This window comes from Comamonas sp. UBA7528 (assembly GCF_002479375.1).
GTDB lineage: Bacteria > Pseudomonadota > Gammaproteobacteria > Burkholderiales > Burkholderiaceae_C > Comamonas.
Genome location: NZ_DLMU01000002.1, coordinates 229725 through 245873, shown reverse-complemented (window position 1 = coordinate 245873; position 16149 = coordinate 229725). Strand labels below are relative to the sequence as shown.

Annotated in this window: 14 protein-coding genes and 1 pseudogene; 10 read left to right on the top strand and 5 right to left on the bottom strand. The window is 65.7% G+C overall.

Annotated elements, in window-relative coordinates; translation table 11 throughout:
* Positions 1-360 precede the first annotated feature (360 nt).
* From B3349_RS03005 to B3349_RS02995, 3 genes are all read left to right on the top strand, one after another.
* Positions 361-1701 carry a purine-cytosine permease family protein gene (locus B3349_RS03005; protein ID WP_291586288.1) on the top strand — a complete coding sequence of 447 codons (1341 nt, stop codon included), beginning with the start codon at positions 361-363 and terminating at the stop codon, positions 1699-1701.
* 162 nt (positions 1702-1863) lie between these two features.
* Positions 1864-2361 carry an SH3 domain-containing protein gene (locus tag B3349_RS03000; protein WP_291586286.1) on the top strand — a complete coding sequence of 166 codons (498 nt, stop codon included), beginning with the start codon at positions 1864-1866 and terminating at the stop codon, positions 2359-2361.
* Positions 2362-2602: 241 nt separating this feature from the next.
* On the top strand, positions 2603-2965 hold the full coding sequence (locus tag B3349_RS02995) for a hypothetical protein (protein ID WP_414646842.1): 363 nt from the start codon (positions 2603-2605) through the stop codon (positions 2963-2965).
* Positions 2966-3141: 176 nt separating this feature from the next.
* On the opposite strand, the gene rlmD is transcribed toward B3349_RS02995, so the two are convergent.
* The gene (gene rlmD, locus B3349_RS02990; protein WP_291586319.1) at positions 3142-4596 is read right to left on the bottom strand and encodes a 23S rRNA (uracil(1939)-C(5))-methyltransferase RlmD; all 1455 of its coding nucleotides are present in this window, start codon (positions 4594-4596) and stop codon (positions 3142-3144) included.
* 65 nt (positions 4597-4661) lie between these two features.
* Between rlmD and sigJ the strand changes: the two genes are divergently transcribed.
* The 6 genes and pseudogenes from sigJ (at position 4662) to B3349_RS02960 (ending at position 9404) form a co-directional block, all read left to right on the top strand.
* Positions 4662-5831 (top strand): RNA polymerase sigma factor SigJ, encoded by a 1170-nt coding sequence (sigJ, locus tag B3349_RS02985; RefSeq protein ID WP_291586284.1) that lies wholly within the window; start codon positions 4662-4664, stop codon positions 5829-5831.
* Positions 5832-5928: 97 nt separating this feature from the next.
* Positions 5929-6414 (top strand): carboxymuconolactone decarboxylase family protein, encoded by a 486-nt coding sequence (locus B3349_RS02980; RefSeq protein WP_291586283.1) that lies wholly within the window; start codon positions 5929-5931, stop codon positions 6412-6414.
* A gap of 434 nt (positions 6415-6848) precedes the next feature.
* The gene (locus B3349_RS02975) at positions 6849-7370 is read left to right on the top strand and encodes a GbsR/MarR family transcriptional regulator (protein WP_291586281.1); all 522 of its coding nucleotides are present in this window, start codon (positions 6849-6851) and stop codon (positions 7368-7370) included.
* Between the two features lie 143 nt (positions 7371-7513).
* Complete coding sequence (locus B3349_RS02970) at positions 7514-8398, top strand: NAD-dependent epimerase/dehydratase family protein (RefSeq protein ID WP_291586279.1); 885 nt, start codon at positions 7514-7516, stop codon at positions 8396-8398.
* Positions 8399-8409: 11 nt separating this feature from the next.
* A pseudogene (locus B3349_RS02965) lies at positions 8410-8814 on the top strand (DoxX-like family protein); the annotation flags it as partial.
* Positions 8815-8918: 104 nt separating this feature from the next.
* The gene (locus tag B3349_RS02960) at positions 8919-9404 is read left to right on the top strand and encodes a DUF2269 family protein (RefSeq protein ID WP_291586277.1); all 486 of its coding nucleotides are present in this window, start codon (positions 8919-8921) and stop codon (positions 9402-9404) included.
* Positions 9405-9604: 200 nt separating this feature from the next.
* Here B3349_RS02960 and B3349_RS02955 read toward each other — a convergent pair whose 3' ends face one another.
* Positions 9605-10123, bottom strand: coding sequence for an Lrp/AsnC ligand binding domain-containing protein (locus B3349_RS02955; protein ID WP_291586275.1), 519 nt, complete (start codon positions 10121-10123; stop codon positions 9605-9607).
* 113 nt (positions 10124-10236) lie between these two features.
* Here B3349_RS02955 and putA point away from each other — a divergent pair, with 113 nt between their 5' ends.
* A complete protein-coding gene (gene putA / locus B3349_RS02950) occupies positions 10237-13977 on the top strand; it encodes a trifunctional transcriptional regulator/proline dehydrogenase/L-glutamate gamma-semialdehyde dehydrogenase (RefSeq protein WP_291586318.1) in 3741 nt (1246 codons plus the stop codon).
* Between the two features lie 469 nt (positions 13978-14446).
* Here putA and B3349_RS02945 read toward each other — a convergent pair whose 3' ends face one another.
* The 3 genes from B3349_RS02945 to B3349_RS02935 are packed head-to-tail and all read right to left on the bottom strand — an operon-like array spanning position 14447 to position 16011.
* On the bottom strand, positions 14447-14713 hold the full coding sequence (locus B3349_RS02945; protein ID WP_291586273.1) for a hypothetical protein: 267 nt from the start codon (positions 14711-14713) through the stop codon (positions 14447-14449).
* Positions 14714-14748: 35 nt separating this feature from the next.
* The gene (locus B3349_RS02940) at positions 14749-14922 is read right to left on the bottom strand and encodes a hypothetical protein (protein ID WP_291586272.1); all 174 of its coding nucleotides are present in this window, start codon (positions 14920-14922) and stop codon (positions 14749-14751) included.
* Between the two features lie 57 nt (positions 14923-14979).
* On the bottom strand, positions 14980-16011 hold the full coding sequence (locus B3349_RS02935; protein WP_291586270.1) for a sulfate ABC transporter substrate-binding protein: 1032 nt from the start codon (positions 16009-16011) through the stop codon (positions 14980-14982).
* Positions 16012-16149 lie beyond the last annotated feature (138 nt).

Sequence of the window (16149 nt, the reverse complement as noted above, 5' to 3'; positions counted from 1 at the left end):
GGCCTCTCCCCCACCCTTCCCGCCCTTGCCAAGCCCCTCCTCTCTCCCCAGGCCCGCCCCTGCGGCGCCTGTTGCCATCTATACGGGCGGCGCGGGTGCTCCCGTACAATCGCCGCCGCAGTCTTGATGGACTGCAACCGCTAGGGGTGTCCGTGCCGCAGGGCCCGGGCTGAGATCACACCCTTTGAACCTGTTTCGCGTACCGTCCAGTCGAAAAGATCGGTGGTGCGCGTCGAGATCATCCTCGCGCAGGGAAGCCGAACCATCTCGGTGCCAGCCAGCCGCCAGGGGCTCCCCTGCGCAGCCCGCCCGCGCACCACGCTGGCCACGCGCCCTGCTTCGTATCGATACGGAGCATCCATGTCTTTTTCTCCTTCTTCCAACGCTCCAGGACAGAGTCCGGCGCACAACCAGGCACTCACGCAGGTGGCGGCCAGCGAACGGGTATTCGCCACACACGACCATGCCTCCCTGTGGTTCAGCCTGGGCGTGGGCCTGCTGGTGATGCAGGTGGGTGCCTATCTGGTGCCGGCCCTGGGCCTGCGCGAAGCTCTGTGGACCATTGTGCTGGGCTCCATCGTCGGCGCTGGCCTGCTGGCCTGGGTCGCCAAGATCGGCTGCGATACCGGCCTGGGCAGTGCGGCGCTGATGCACCATGTCTATGGCAGCCACTTTGCCAAGCTGCCGATCGCGCTGAACCTGATCCAGCTGATGGGCTGGGGCACGTTCGAGTTGGTGGTGATGCGCGACGCCACGCTGGCCATCAGCGGCCAGTCCGGCCTGGGCTGGATGCTGGGCGCCACGGCCCTGTGGGGTGCGGTGGTGGCGCTGATGATCAGTGGCTCCATGATCCAGCTGGTGCGCAAGCTGATTGCACGCATCGCACTGCCCCTGGTCGTGCTCTCGCTGCTGTGGCTGAGCTGGCATTTTGCCGAGCGCGCCAGCGCCATCGGCTGGGACAGCCTGTGGCAACGCCGGGGCGAAGGCGGCATGTCCTGGCTGTCGGCCATGGACCTGGTGATTGCCATGCCCATCTCCTGGCTGCCGCTGGTGGCCGATTACGCCCGCCACGGCAAAAGCGGTGGCAGTGCGCTGCGCGGCACCTGGCTGGGCTTTGCCGTGGCCAACTGCTGGTGCTACGGTCTGGGCGTGCTGGTGGCACTGACCCTGCCTTCGCAGGACCTGCTCACCGCCTTGCTGCTGGCCCAGGGCGGCCTGATTGCGCTGACACTGATCCTGATCGACGAGGTGGACAACGCCTATGGCGACACCTATTCCGGCAGCCTGGCGCTGCACAGCCTGCTGCCGGCCTGGAGCGTGCGCCGCTGGGGTCTGCTGCTCACAGCCCTGTGCACCGCCCTGGCCCTGGTGCTGCCCATGCACAGCATCGAGCCGTTCCTGCTGACGCTCAGCTCCATCTTTGTACCCATGTTCGGCGTCATCCTCGGCCGCCTGGCATTCCAGTCTGCGGCCGACCGCGCCCAGGCCGCTGCCCACTGGATGGCCGGCGCCCGCCCGCTGCACCCGGTGTCGATCGGCCTGTGGCTGGCCGGCATTGCCTGCTACCACGCCATCGCCCACTGGCTGCCTCAGACCGGCGCGGCCCTGCCCACGCTGGCACTGTGCTTTGTGCTGGCCTGGACCACACGCGCAACAACTTCGATAGCAGGCTCTGCCCCCGCAGAGCGCCACAGCATCTGAATTTCCGGGAACTTTCGGCGCAGCGCGGCACTCCAGCCAGAGATGCACCCCGGCAGGCATGGCCCGGCGGGTGCAGTATCCATACACAGCGCGGCGCCCGATTGGCTGGCTTTGAGGGCAGACAGCGGCACCGCGCACCACCCGCACAGGAGTCTTTGCCGCGTGTTCACCGCCGCCCTACACCGCGTTCACCGTTCCATCCGTTCATCGCTTCCCCACGCCCTGCTGGTGGCGGCCACCCTGGCCACCAGCTGGACCGCCCTGCCCAGTGCCGCCCGGGCACCGGAGTTTGTCAGCGTCAAGGGCAACAGCGCCAATGTGCGCGCCCAACCCCAGGCACGTGCCCAGGTCCAGTGGGAGCTGTCCAAGGGCTACCCGCTGCAGGTCACTGCGCGCCAGGGCAACTGGCTGAAAGTGCGGGACTACGAATCCGCCCTGGGCTGGGTTTACCGCCCCAATACCAGCACGCAGGCCCACCATGTGGTCAAGGCCCGCATTGCCAATCTGCGCAACGGCCCGGGCGCCAACCACCGCGTGGTCGGCAAGCTGGAACAGCACGAAGTGGTGCGCACGCTGGAAAAGCGCGCCGGCTGGGCTAAGGTGCGCAGCCCCAGCGGCACCCAGGGCTGGGTGGCTCGCAGCCTGCTGTGGGGCTGGTAAACCGGTCTGCTGCGGTAGGCTGTTGAACGCAGCCGGCCCTGCCGCCGCGCCCCGCCTGAGCGCCACCCGCCAGGGCCTGCCCCCGGATCAAGATCCCCACAGGCCAGCTTGGCAGGTGGCTCTTTTTTTGATCGCTGTGTCCGCTTGCTCCATCGCCTTCAGCCCACCTTCTGATGCGCCATCTCTGCAGCATGTAAAAAGCACTCAATATTCCGCTGCAGCTGCCGATAATGGGGACAAGATGCCCCAAATCCACCACCCCTTTCGCCCGACCCTGCTGGCAATGTGCGCGTTCAGCGCACTGCTGGCCGGTTGCAATGAAATCCCCGGCCTTGGCCCGGATCCGCGCACCGTCGCCAAGGAAAGCGAAGCCCGCGCCATCGGCGGCGCATGCCGCCACGCCATGCGTGGACTGGAAGACTGCTACGCCCTGAACCCCAAATCCCCCAAGGGCCTGGTGTTTGAAGGCTGGAAGGACATGGACAGCTACATGCGCGAATTCAAGATCGAAGGCACGCCCTCGGTCTTCACGCAAAAACCCGTGCAGCGCCGCAATCGCTCGGACAACGACGCCGTCGAAACCGAAAGCCGCGACCGCAGCTGAGGCCCACGGACGCTGGCGGCCATGTGCCACCGTGCGGCCTGCCGGGATCCTGTCGGCGTCACCCATGGCCTGCCGCACTGCTGCAGACGCAAAAAAGCCCCGTTGCCGGGGCTTTTTTTGTGGCTGGAGCAGTCCTGCGCATGAGGACACTATCCGGCATCCGCCCGGCCTCAGGCTCAAGCGCGCTCGAACACCGCCATCGACTCCACATGGGCGGTGTGGGGGAACATGTTCACCACACCGGCCGTCACGCAGCGGTAGCCCGCCTGGTGCACCAGCAGTCCCGCATCGCGCGCCAGCGTGGCCGGGCTGCAGCTCACATACACAATGCGCTCGGGGAAAGTCCAGTTCTCATGGCCTTCGGGCAGCGGCGGCAGCAGATCGGGCTGTTCCTCGGTGGCCACACCGGTCTGCTTGGCTCCAATGCGGATCTGGTGGATGTCGGCCAGCGCCTTGGCCAGCGCAAACGCACCTTCGCGGGGAGGGTCCACCAGCCACTTGTCGGCATTACCGTCGGCCATCAGGATGGCGGGCGTCATATTGAACAGGTTGCGGCCCACGAACGTGGTGGGGGCCAGCTTGTCGCCGTCGGCACGGGCCGCATTGTTGGCCACCAGATTCTCGTGCGAGCGCTGCACCAGCGCATCCGAGCCTTCAATGCCCAGCACCTCGCCCGCCACCGTTGCCAACGGCAATGTGAAGTTGCCCAGGCCGCAGAACCAGTCGATCACGCGGTCCGTCTTCTGCGCTGCCAGCAGGCGCAGCGAACGCGTCACCAGCACCCGGTTGATGTGCGGGTTCACCTGGGTGAAATCGGTCGGCTTGAACGGCATGGTGATGCCGAAGTCCGGCAGGGAATACGCCAGTTGGGTGCCGCCCTGCTCCATCAGGTGCACGGTGTCCGGTCCCTTGGGCTGCAGCCACCACTGCACATCGTACTGCGTGCCGAAGTCACGCAGACGCTGCAGATCGGCGTCGCTCAAGGGCTCCAGGTGGCGCAGCACCAGGGCCGTCACGTCGTCGCCGCATGCCACTTCGATCTGGGGGCAGGTCTCGCGCGCATCCAGGCTGGCAATCAGTGCCCGCATGGGCATCAGCATGGCATCCACATGGGGCGGCAGCACCTTGCAGGTTTCCATGTCGGCGATGTAGCGGCTCTTGCGCTCATGGAAGCCCACCAGCACCTTGCCCTTCTTGATCACATAGCGCACCGACAGGCGGGCACGGTAGCGATAGCCCCAGGTCGGGCCTTCGATAGGGCGCAGCAGGGTTTCGGGCTTCACCTTGCCCAGGTGCCACAGATTGTCTTCCAGCACGCGCTGCTTGACCGCCACCTGGGCCGCCACATGCATGTGCTGCATCTTGCAACCACCGCAGGCGCCTTCGTGCAGTCCGGCATGGGGGCAGCCGGGCTTCACGCGCTGTGCGGATTCGCGGTGGATCTCGCGCAGGCTGGCGGCTTCCCAGTTGTTTTTCTTGCGGTGCACATTGGCCGTGACCAGCTCGGTCGGCAGGGCGCCGTCAATGAACACCACCTTGCCGTCGGGCTTGCGGGCCACGCCCTTGGCCTCCATGTCCATGGACACCACTTCCAGCCAACCTTCGGGCAGGTTGGGGTCGGCAGCGGGCATCGCGGCGTACTCGGTATCGGGGGAAATCTTGTCGTTCTGGTCACTCATGGTGGCCCGATTGTCTCATGTGGTACCTATTTGCCTGCCCCTCAGACGGCTTCTGGGAAAGAGGGACAGAACAAGCGCTGCCAACAACCGGGCGGCACATCGCCTGCAGACAACGGAGGGCCATTCGCCGGCATTTTTCAGCCGGACGGCGCCGCGACGCGGCTGGTTCATGTCACATCCATAAGGGCCATGTCGTCATACTTTCGCGCCCGCTGGGGGCGAGCCAAGAGACCGCAATCGTGATCCAGAAAAATCCATTCTCACCCGACGCACGCGCAAGTCGCTACGACGCCGAACACGCACGCAGGTTGCGGGCGCTGGCCTATCGCATGCTGGGCTCGCGTGCCGAGGCCGAGGACATCGTGCAGGACACCTGGTTGCGCTGGATCGATGTGGATGAAAGCACCATCGACAATCCGGGCGCCTATCTGTCACGTCTCGCCACCAATCTGTGTCTTGACAGACTGAGATCGGCGGCGGTGCGGCGCGAACAGTACGTCGGCACCTGGCTGCCCGAGCCGCTGCTGGAGGACGACCTGCTGTTTGGCTGGGCACCCAGCCCCGAGCGCCAGGCTGAATTCGCTCAGGACGTATCGGTGGCTTTCATGCTGGCATTGGAGCGCCTGTCACCGCTGGAGCGTGCGGCCTTCCTGCTGCACGACGTGTTCGATCTGGAGTACGAGGAGATCGGTCGCCACCTGGACCGCAACCTCGACACCTGCCGCCAGCTGGTCAGCCGGGCACGTCGCCATGTCAAGGCGGGCTATGCACGCTGCGAAGTCGCCGAGGAAGAACGCCAACGCCTGGCAGCCGCCTTCGCGCAGGCCATTCGCACCCAGGACGTCCACGCATTGGCACAGGTGCTGGCAAAGGATGCGGTGTTGGTCGCCGATGGCGGCGGCAAGGTCAGCGCTATCACCAAACCGCTGCGCGGCAATGTCGGCATTGCCAAGGCCCTGATCGGCTGGGCAAGGCTGGAGAACAACCGTGGTTGGCGTGTTGTGCCGACCACGGTCAACGGTCTGCCCGGCTGCCTGATTCTGGACGATCGCAACCATGGCGCACTGGTGCAGACCATCGCCCTCGCCTCTGCCGCCGACGCAGACGGCCGTATTGGCGCCATCTACGTACAGCGCAACCCGGACAAGCTGGCCGGGAGCATGCAGAAGCTGGCAGCGAAGGATTAGAAAAATTCGGTGCGCATGTCACAAAGCGCCAGGCCCTGTCGTCTTGTTCATGTAGCGCGCTTGCTGCAAGCCCGCTACGCCAACCTGTACCAAGGAAATGACCATGACTGCACACTCGCCGCGCCTCGACTACATGCAAACCTCCCCCGACCTGTTCAGGAAGTATCTCGCTTTCGGCATGGCCGGCAAACTGGACGAAGGCCTCGCCTTGCTGGTAGACATTCGTGCTTCGCAACTGAACGGTTGTGCCTTCTGCCTTGACATGCACGTCAAGCAGGCCAGGCTCCACGGCGAACGGGAGTTGCGCCTGCACCACCTCGCCATCTGGCGCGAGTCCACGCTGTTCACGCCACAAGAGCGCATGGCCCTGGCGTGGACCGAAGCCCTGACGAAGATACAAGCCGAAGGGGTCTCGGACGAACTCTATGCCGCCGCCCGGGAGCACTTCCAGGAAGCCGAACTCTCCGAGCTCACCTTCCGCGTGGTCGCCATCAACGGCTGGAACCGCCTTAACGTGGCTTTCCGCAACCTGCCGGGCTCGAAGGACCAGATGTTCGGACTGGACAAGGCCGAGCTGCACTGAATCCGGCGGCCTGCCAACCCATAGCAACATTGGACACAGAGGCTGCTGATTCGTTGGCAGCCTTTTTCTGTCAACGGCGGCATGAAGGCCGCGCGCCGACGCCCATGGTGTGACAGCGCGGGCTGGTGGGCAGCACCCTGGGCCCCGCCATGCCGCATGGGCGCTGCAGACGGCATGGCACGAAAAAGACCGGCAATTTTCTTGGCGGGCTGGCGCCTGACCCGCCCCCTGTCAGCGCAGCAAATGGGGTGATGGCGCAATCGGGCGCAGCCTGCTCCGCAAAGCAGATTTCATCGCGAAAAGAAATCGACCTCCTTGGCGCACCACAGGAGACAAACCTGTATGTCGACCATCCGCACACCTGGTTACGCGCAAGATGGAAAAATTGAAATTTCTCTATTGACAGAAATTTCAACCACCACCACACTGCCCCCATGCAACTCAGTCCCATCGCCGAACGCTTTGTCCGCCACTGGGGTGATATGGGGGCCGCTTGGGGCGTGAACCGCACCGTGGCCCAGATCCACGCCCTGCTGTTCTTCCATGGCCGCCCGCTGAACGCCGACGAACTGTGCGACACCCTGGGGGCCGCACGCTCCAATGTCAGCAACAGCCTCAAAGAGCTGCTGGCCTGGAACCTGGTGCGCACCAGCCGCCGCCCCGGCGACCGGCGCGAATATTTCGAAACCTCGGCCGATGTGTGGGAGCTGCTGCGCACCATCGTGCGCGAGCGCAAGCAGCGCGAGTTCGACCCCACCAGCCAGATGCTGCGCGAGCTGATCGCAGCCCCCGGCTTTGACCAGGAATCGCCCGACGCGCAGGACCGCGTGCACGAAACACTGCGGCTGATGGAGTCCATGGGCGTGTGGACGGACGAAATGCTGCGCCTGTCCCCGGCCACGCTGGACAAGATTTTGAGGCTGGGCGCCAGCGTCCAACGCTTTGTCAGGGGCTGAGATGGCACCGCCCCTGCACCGCTGCACGATGGCGCCACAAGCTGCGCTTACACCAGGGACCGCAGACCGCAGAGACACCACGCCACCCATTTGAAATTTCTGTCAAAACGGAAATCAACCTTCACACCACGAAAGGAGCCGGTATGCGCATCCTCGTCTGCGGCGGAAATGGCTTTCTGGGCCGCCATATCGTCAGCGCACTGGTGGACGCAGGCCACGACCCGGTCGTGCGCAGCCGCCACTCCGATCCGGCGCTGAACTTTGTCCACGCCACCACCGCAGCGGACTGGCTGCCCCATCTGCAGGGCATGGACGCCGTGGTCAACGCAGTGGGGGCCCTGCGCGACATGCCCGGCCAGCCGCTGCAGGCCCTGCACGCCGATGCCCCCATCGCCCTGTTCGATGCCTGCGCCCAGGCCGGTGTGCGGCGTGTGGTGCAGGTCTCGGCCCTGGGCGTGGCTTCCAACGACACCTCTTACGCCCGGACCAAACGTGCAGCGGACGAGCATCTGCTGGCCCTGACCGCCCGGGGGGCACTGCACGGCGTGGTGGTGCGCCCCAGTGTCATCTTTGGCGCTGGCGGCGCCAGCACTGCGCTGTTCCTGAACCTCGCCCGTATGCCAGCCCTGCTGTTGCCGCCGGCCGTGCAGGACAGCGCCATCCAGCCCGTGGCCGTGCGCGACCTGGCGGCCGTTCTGGCCCGGCTGGCTACGCAGGACACACCCACAGGCCTGGTCGAAATCGGCGGCCCGCAGCCGCTGGCCCTGGGCGCTCTGGTGGCCAGCCTGCGAGCACAGATGGGCCTGAGCCCTGCCGCTGTGGGCCGCCTGCCCCAATGGCTGGCCGTGGCTGGTGCCCGCGTGGGCGACCACATTCCCAGCCTGCCCTGGTGCAGCGACACGCTGGCCATGCTGCAGACACCCAATGTCTGTGACCCGGCCACCCTGCCCGCGTTGCTGGGCCGCACCCCGGTGGCCCCCGACGCCCTGTACGCCACGCTGCCGCAGCACGGCAAGCGGCACGCATGAACCGCCCCGACATGGTTTCTGCTGTCACCGCCCCCTCGCTGCGTGCATTGCGCACCCTGCACGCCAGCCTGGTGCTGGTCTGGCTGGGCACGGCCATCGCCAGTGCGCTGGACGATGCCGGCTGGTCAGGCCTGCAGCATGCCGGTGCCCGCCTGCTGCAGGACGCCGGCATCACCAACCCTGCCTGGCAAACCGGGGTGATCTGGAGCGGTCTGCTGGCCGACCTGGCCGTGGGCCTGTGGCTGCTGCGCGGCATGTGGCAGCCTGGCCGCGCCGCCTACGCCGTCGCGCTGGCCCTGATGGCCGCCATGACCGTGGTCGGCACCGTGCTGCAACCCGCGCTGTGGCTGCACCCGCTGGGTCCGCTGCTCAAGAACCTGCCCATTGCTGCCGCGCTGTGGGTGCTGTGGTCGGCCCATGCACCTGCCGCGGCCAGCCCCGCCACGGCATCTGCCTCCATCCCCACTTCCCCCCGTGTCCAGCCTTCCCACGCTGCACCGGCCCACACCCCGGATTGCCTGTGAACACCTATCTGCTGCTCAAAACCCTGCACATCCTCTCCAGCGTGCTGCTGGTAGGTACCGGCCTGGGCTCGGCCTTCTATATGTTCTTTGCCAACCGCAGCGGCTCGGTGGCGGCCCAGGCCGTGGTCAGCCGGCTCGTGGTGCGCGCGGACTGGTGGTTTACCACGCCCTGCATCTTCATCCAACCGGCCACCGGCATCGCCATGGCGCAGATGGCCGGCTGGCCGCTGGGCACGCCCTGGCTGGCACTGTCGCTGGGCCTGTATGTGCTGGCCGGCATCTGCTGGCTGCCCGTGGTGTGGCTGCAGATCCGCATGGCCGCCCTGGCCCAGCTGACCGTGCAGGCCGATGCGCAGGCCCGCGCCCTGCCCCAGCTGTACCACTGGTACCAGCGCCGTTGGGAAGCACTGGGCTATCCGGCTTTTATCGCCATGGCAGGAACCTACTACCTGATGGTGAACAAGTCCGCGCTGTGGGGGTGAGATGGTGAGGACCCGGATTCCGTGAACCAGGACGGAGCGCTGCGCGCGGCCAGGGTGCTTCCAGGCATTGCAGCCAACGCGCAAGACGCCGCCATGCCCGGCCCCGTAAACACCTTCCTGCCGCTTCAGGCCTACCGGCAGCAGCCCAGCCCGGAGCAGGTCAATGGCCTGCGCACGCCGGCTGGACTGCCCGCCACCGCTCAGCGCATCGGCAGCCTGGCCTCGTCCTTGACCTCTTCCATCACCGCATAGGTGCGCGTCTCGCGCACACCGGGCAGCTGCCACAGCACGCGGCCCGCGAACGCGCGGTAGGCGTGCATGTCGGCCATGCGGGTCTTGAGCAGATAGTCAAAGCCGCCGGCCACCATATGGCACTCCATCACCTCGGGATGCACCTGCACGGCGGCCTTGAATTCATCGAACACATTGGGGGTGGTGCGGTCCAGCAGCACTTCCACAAACACCAGCATGCCCACGCCCAGCTTCTGGGGGTTCAGCCGGGCTTCGTAACCCAGGATGAATTTTTCGCGCGTCAGGCGCTGCACGCGGGCCAGCACGGCGGTGGGCGACAGGGCCACGCGTTCGGCCAATTTCAGGTTGGAGATGCGGCCATCGTCCTGCAGGATGGCAAGAATGCGCCGGTCGATGCGATCCAGCCCACTGTCCGGCAGTTGGCCTTCTTCGGCATCACTTGGTGAATTGTTCGTTGTGTCTGGCATTTTTCAGAATTTTATTCGTCACATTTTCGGAAATCATCGCGCAATTCATTAACCATCCAGTTCTCTGGGAGCCTTCCATGTCCAGCCCCCTGCCTGCCGGCGCTGTTTCTGCCATGACCACCGTCGATGCGGTTCGCCATTTTGCGACCGGTCCGGCCCCCGCCACGCCTTTGCGTGCCGCCATCACTGCCGCCTGCCGCATTCCCGAGCCCCAGGCCGTGGCCCCGCTGCTGGAGCAGGCCCGCCTGCCCGCCGCCACCGCCCAGGCGGTGCAGGACATGGCGCTACAGCTGGCCCAGCAACTGCGCGCGCGCAAGGCCGGCAGCGGCAAAAGCGGGCTGGTGCAGGGCTTGCTGCAGGAATTCTCGCTCTCCAGCCAGGAAGGCATTGCACTGATGTGCCTGGCCGAAGCGCTGCTGCGCATTCCCGACAGCGCCACCCGCGATGCGCTGATCCGCGACAAGATCCGCGACGGCGACTGGCAAAGCCACCTGGGCAAAAGCCCCTCGCTGTTCGTCAACGCTGCGGCCTGGGGCCTGCTGCTGACGGGCAAGCTGGTGGCTACCCACAGCGAAGGCAGCCTGGGCACGGCACTGGCCAAACTCACATCCAAGGGCGGCGAGCCCCTGGTGCGCAAGGGCGTGGACATGGCCATGCGCATGATGGGCGAGCAGTTCGTGACCGGCGAGACCATTGGCGAAGCACTGCACAACGCCCGCCGCCTGGAAGCGCAGGGCTTTCGCTATTCCTACGACATGCTGGGCGAGGCCGCACTGACCGAAGACGATGCAGCGCGCTACATGCAGTCCTACGTTGATGCCATCCACGCCATTGGCAAGGCGTCGGCCGGACGCGGCATCTATGAAGGACCGGGCATCTCCATCAAGCTCAGCGCCCTGCACCCGCGCTACAGCCGCGCGCAGTACGCCCGCGTGATGACCGAGTTGCTGCCGCGCGTGCTGCAGCTGGCCGAGCTGGCCCGCCAGTACGACATCGGCATGAACATCGACGCGGAAGAAGCCGACCGGCTGGAAATCTCCCTCGACCTGCTGGAAGCCCTGTGCCAGGCCCCGTCGCTGGCCGGCTGGAATGGCCTGGGCTTTGTGATCCAGGCCTACCAGAAGCGCTGCCCGTTCGTGATCGACCATGTGATCGACCTGGCACGCCGCACCGGCCACCGGCTGATGGTCCGCCTGGTCAAGGGCGCCTACTGGGACAGCGAGATCAAGCGCGCCCAGATCGACGGACTGGCCGACTACCCGGTCTACACCCGCAAGGTGCACACCGATGTTTCCTACCTGGCCTGCGCACGCAAGCTGCTGGCCGCGCCAGACGCGGTTTACCCTCAGTTCGCCACCCACAACGCCCAAACCCTGGCCAGCATCTACCAGATGGCCGAACCCGCCAGCTACCAGCGCGGCCAGTATGAATTCCAGTGCCTGCACGGCATGGGCGAATCGCTGTACGAACAGGTGGTGGGACCGCTGGGCCGCCCCTGCCGCATCTACGCCCCGGTCGGCACGCACGAAACGCTGCTGGCTTACCTGGTGCGCCGCCTGCTGGAAAACGGCGCCAACAGCTCGTTCGTGCATCGCATTGCCGACCCGCTGCTGTCCCTGCATGAGCTGGCAGTATCCCCTGTCACCGTCGTGGACCAGTCCGCCATCCACGAAGGCACCGTGGCAGCACGCCACCCGCGCATCCCCCTGCCCGGCCAGCTCTATGGCCCGCAACGCGCCAATTCGCAAGGGCTGGACCTGAGCAGCGACACTGTGTTGTCCCAGCTGCAAACGGCCATGGAACAGGCACTGGGTGCCAGCTGGCATGCCCAGCCGCTGCTGGCCCCGGATGCCGGCACAGCGTCGCCCACCGAAGCAAGCCCCCTGGCACCGCCCGTGGCGGTGCGCAACCCCGCCGACCACAGCGACCCGCTGGGTACGGTGCGCGATGCCACGCTGGCGGAAGTGGAACAGGCGCTGCAGGCCGCACAGGCTGCCGCTGCCGACTGGGCCCGCACCGCCACCACCGAACGCGCCCGCCTGCTGGCGGCCTGTGCCGACGCCTACGAGGCGCAACTGCCCCAGTTCATCGCCCTGCTGCAGCGCGAGGCCGGCAAGACCTCCGCCAATGCCGTGGCCGAAGTGCGCGAAGCCGTGGACTTTCTGCGCTACTACGCCGCCCAGGTCCAGCGTGATTTTTCCAATGCCACCCACATCCCCCTGGGCCCGGTGGTGTGCATCAGCCCCTGGAACTTCCCGCTGGCCATCTTCACCGGCCAGATTGCCGCAGCCCTGGCCGCTGGCAACACCGTGCTGGCCAAGCCGGCCGAGCAGACGCCACTGGTTGCCCACCTGGCCACGCAGCTGATGCGGCAATCCGGCATCCCGGCACCGGCACTGCAACTGCTGCCCGGTGCGGGCGAGACCGTGGGGGCCGCCCTGGTGGCCGATGCCCGCGTGCAAGGCGTGCTGTTCACCGGCTCCACCGACGTGGCACGCCTGTTGCAGCGCAGTGTGGCCCAGCGCCTGCGCCCGGACGGCCAGCCGGTGGTGCTGATCGCCGAAACCGGCGGCCAGAACGCCATGATCGTGGACTCCTCCGCGCTGGTCGAACAGGTGGTGGGCGATGTATTGAGCAGCGCATTTGACAGCGCCGGTCAGCGCTGTTCGGCCCTGCGCGTGCTGTGCGTGCAGGAAGACGCCGCCCCCCGCGTGCTGGAGATGCTGCGCGGCGCCATGCAGGAGCTGGCCAGCGGCAACCCCGCCGCCCTGTCCACCGATGTGGGGCCGGTGATCGACGCCGAAGCGCAGGCCGGCATCCGCCAGCATATTGCGGCCATGCAGGCCAAGGGCCACCGCACCACACAGGCCCTGCTGCCGCCAGCAGTGGATGGCAACGGTACGTTTGTGGCGCCCACATTGATCGAGATCGACGCCATCAGCGAGCTGCAGCGCGAAGTCTTCGGCCCCGTGCTGCATGTGCTGCGCTACCGCCGTGACCGGCTGCCCCAGTTGCTGGACCAGATCGCTGCCACCGGCTACGGCCTCACCCAGGGACTGCACACCCGCATCGACGAAACCGTGGACGCCGTGCTGGCGCGCGCCCATGCGGGCAATCTGTATGTGAATCGCAATATGGTGGGGGCTGTGGTGGGCGTGCAACCTTTTGGCGGCGAAGGCCTGTCGGGCACGGGCCCCAAGGCCGGCGGCCCGCTGTACCTGCTGCGCCTGCTGGCCCGTCATCCCGGCCGCCTGCGTCCGCTGTTGGAGCGTGCCTGCGGCCCGGCGATCGGCAGCGTCCAGCAACCCGAAGCCCTGCACGCCCTGTCCCGCTGGGCGGCATTGCAGCCTGCAATGGAAGCCGTGCATGCCTACGGCCAGGAACTGCCCGCCCAATCCCCCGCAGGCCTGCGCTATGCCCTGCCCGGCCCCACCGGGGAGCGCAACACCTACCAGTTGCTGCCACGTGCCCAGGTGCTGTGCCAGGCCGACAGCGACATCACCCTGCTGCGCCAGCTGGCCGCGGTGATGGCCGTGGGCAGCCAGGCACTGTGGAGCAGCCAGCATGCGCTGCTGCACAGCCGCTTGCCGGAAGCCGTGCAGACCCGCGTGCAACTGGTGGCCGACGGTGCCCTGGCCCAGACCGAAGTGGATGTGGTCCTGCACGCAGGCAGCCATGCCAGCCTGCAAAGCCTGCTGCAGGCCCTGGCCCAGCGCAGCGGCCCGCTGGTAGGCTGCTGCCACTTGGCCGACGCCACGGCACCGGTCCCGCTGGAACGCCTGCTGCTGGAGCGCGCCGTCAGTGTGAACACCGCCGCCGCCGGCGGCAATGCCAGCCTGATGACCATGGCGTAAAGCCGCCAACCGCCTCTCCTTCCCCCTCTACCACCACCGCCCTCGGCCCGGGAAGGCGGCAGAAGGCGAAGGAGCTGGGCACCCCGCCACAGAACACGTGACGCCGACATGGCAAGCCTGCACACAGACGCTGCCCGCCCAGGCGGCGCCGATAATGCGCCGGCAGGTTTTACCTGCCGGAGTTGACGCCCGCGCATATTGCACACCGCGCTCACGCCAAACTGACGATTGGCTTAACGCAGCACGGTTTGTTGCTTTTCATCAGAGACTTTTCATTACCCTGACATACAGAAAACCTATCGGGAAAAATCGGTTAATATTCAGGCTCCAAATCGCAGTGTGCAATATTCATGGGATTCCGAGAGGGGGGAGAGTCCGATTGGTAGACCGTGCAGGCCCTGCGGTTTGGAACCTTTGCGAGAACAAGCTTGGATGGCCATCACCAAGCTTATTCAAAGCGAGTTCAACTTCAATCAGTTTCTTTTTTTAAAAGCCTGCAGTTTGCGCTGCAGGCTTTATTTTTTGGCACGCCGTTTTCACGCATATGCCGCGCTCCGGTTCGGATTTTTTCGTTTACCGAACCGCGTGCTGCAAGGTGTTTCCCGCGCTGCACGCTTTCTGCCCCACCAAAATCTGCTGCAGTGCAATAGAAGGCGCACACAAAATGCCTGTGCGACCGCCCGTCTACAGCCACGATGTAAAAAAGCCTTGCCTTCCTTTCGGAAGAACAAGGCATCAAACCCCTACGAACGTGGTGTGAGCGCGGCAGGCTCAGCCTGCCTGCCAGCAAGGCCGCGCCACTGCGGCTGCCTGCTGTGCCATGGCACGCACGCCCCACTGCCGGGCGGTGACCAGCAACAACTGGCGCACCTGCTCCTGCGGCGCCTTGCCGAGCGGTGCGAGATGGCTCTTCAAATAAGGCTGGTGGGCAGGCTGTGCTTGCATGACATGCTCCTTGGTTGGGTGCTGCGGGGTGACGTGCGCCACCCCGCAACGTTCTGCTTACTTCTTGGTGTAGATCTGGTCGAAGCTGCCGCCATCCACAAAATGCTTGCCGGCATTGGACCAGCCACCGAAGGCCTGGTCGATGGTGAACAGATCCAGCTTGGGGAACTGGGCCGCGTACTTGGCGCGGGCCTTTTCCGAGGTGGGGCGGTAGTAGTTCTTACCGGCGATGTCCTGGCCTTCGTCCGAGTACAGGTACTTCAGGTATTCCTCGGCCACGGCACGGGTGCCTTTCTTGTCGGCGTTCTTGTCCACCACGGAGACGGTGGGTTCGGCCACGATGCTGACGGAGGGCACCACGATCTGGAACTTCTCGGCACCGAACTCCTTGAGCACCAGGAAGGCTTCGTTTTCCCAGGCCAGCAGCACATCGCCCACATTGCGCTGGGCAAAGGTGATGGTGGAGCCGCGCGCGCCGGTGTCCAGCACAGGCACGTTGCCGTAGACCTTCTTCACGTAGTCCTTGGCACCGGCTTCGCCGCCGAACTTGCGCTTACCGTATTCCCAGGCCGCCAGGTAGTTCCACTGGGCACCTGCCGAAGTCTTGGGGTTGGGGGTGATCACCGACACGCCGGGCTTGACCAGGTCATCCCAGTCCTTGATGCCCTTAGGATTGCCCTTTTTGACCAGGAAGATGATGGTCGAGGTGTAAGGCGCCGAGTTGTGCGGCAGGCGCTTTTGCCAGTCGGCCGCCACCAGGCCGCCGTTCTTGACCAGCGCGTCCACGTCCGGAGCCAGGCCCAGCGTCACCACGTCGGCATCCAGGCCGTCGATCACCGAGCGGGCCTGCTTGCCCGAGCCGCCGTGCGACTGCTTGATCGTCACATCCTGGCCGGCCTTGGCCTTCCAGTACTTGGCGAAGGCCTGGTTGTATTGCACGTACAGTTCGCGCGTCGGGTCATAGGAGACATTCAGCAGGGTCACCTGCTGCTGGGCCAGAGCGGGGAGAGCCGGCAGAGCGCCGAGGGTCAAGCCGGTCAAAAGGCTGGCAAGCAGGGGAAACTTGATAAAGTGGCGGCGATTTGTCATTGAGGGTCTCGGTGATTCTGGTTGCGTTGTCAAACGGCTTCTCGCTCCGTTGCTGTGCATTCTGGAATGCCGCCCTCAAAACTGAAACAAATAAGATTTCAGTTTGTTATTACCAAAACATCCGTAGACAGGATTTCC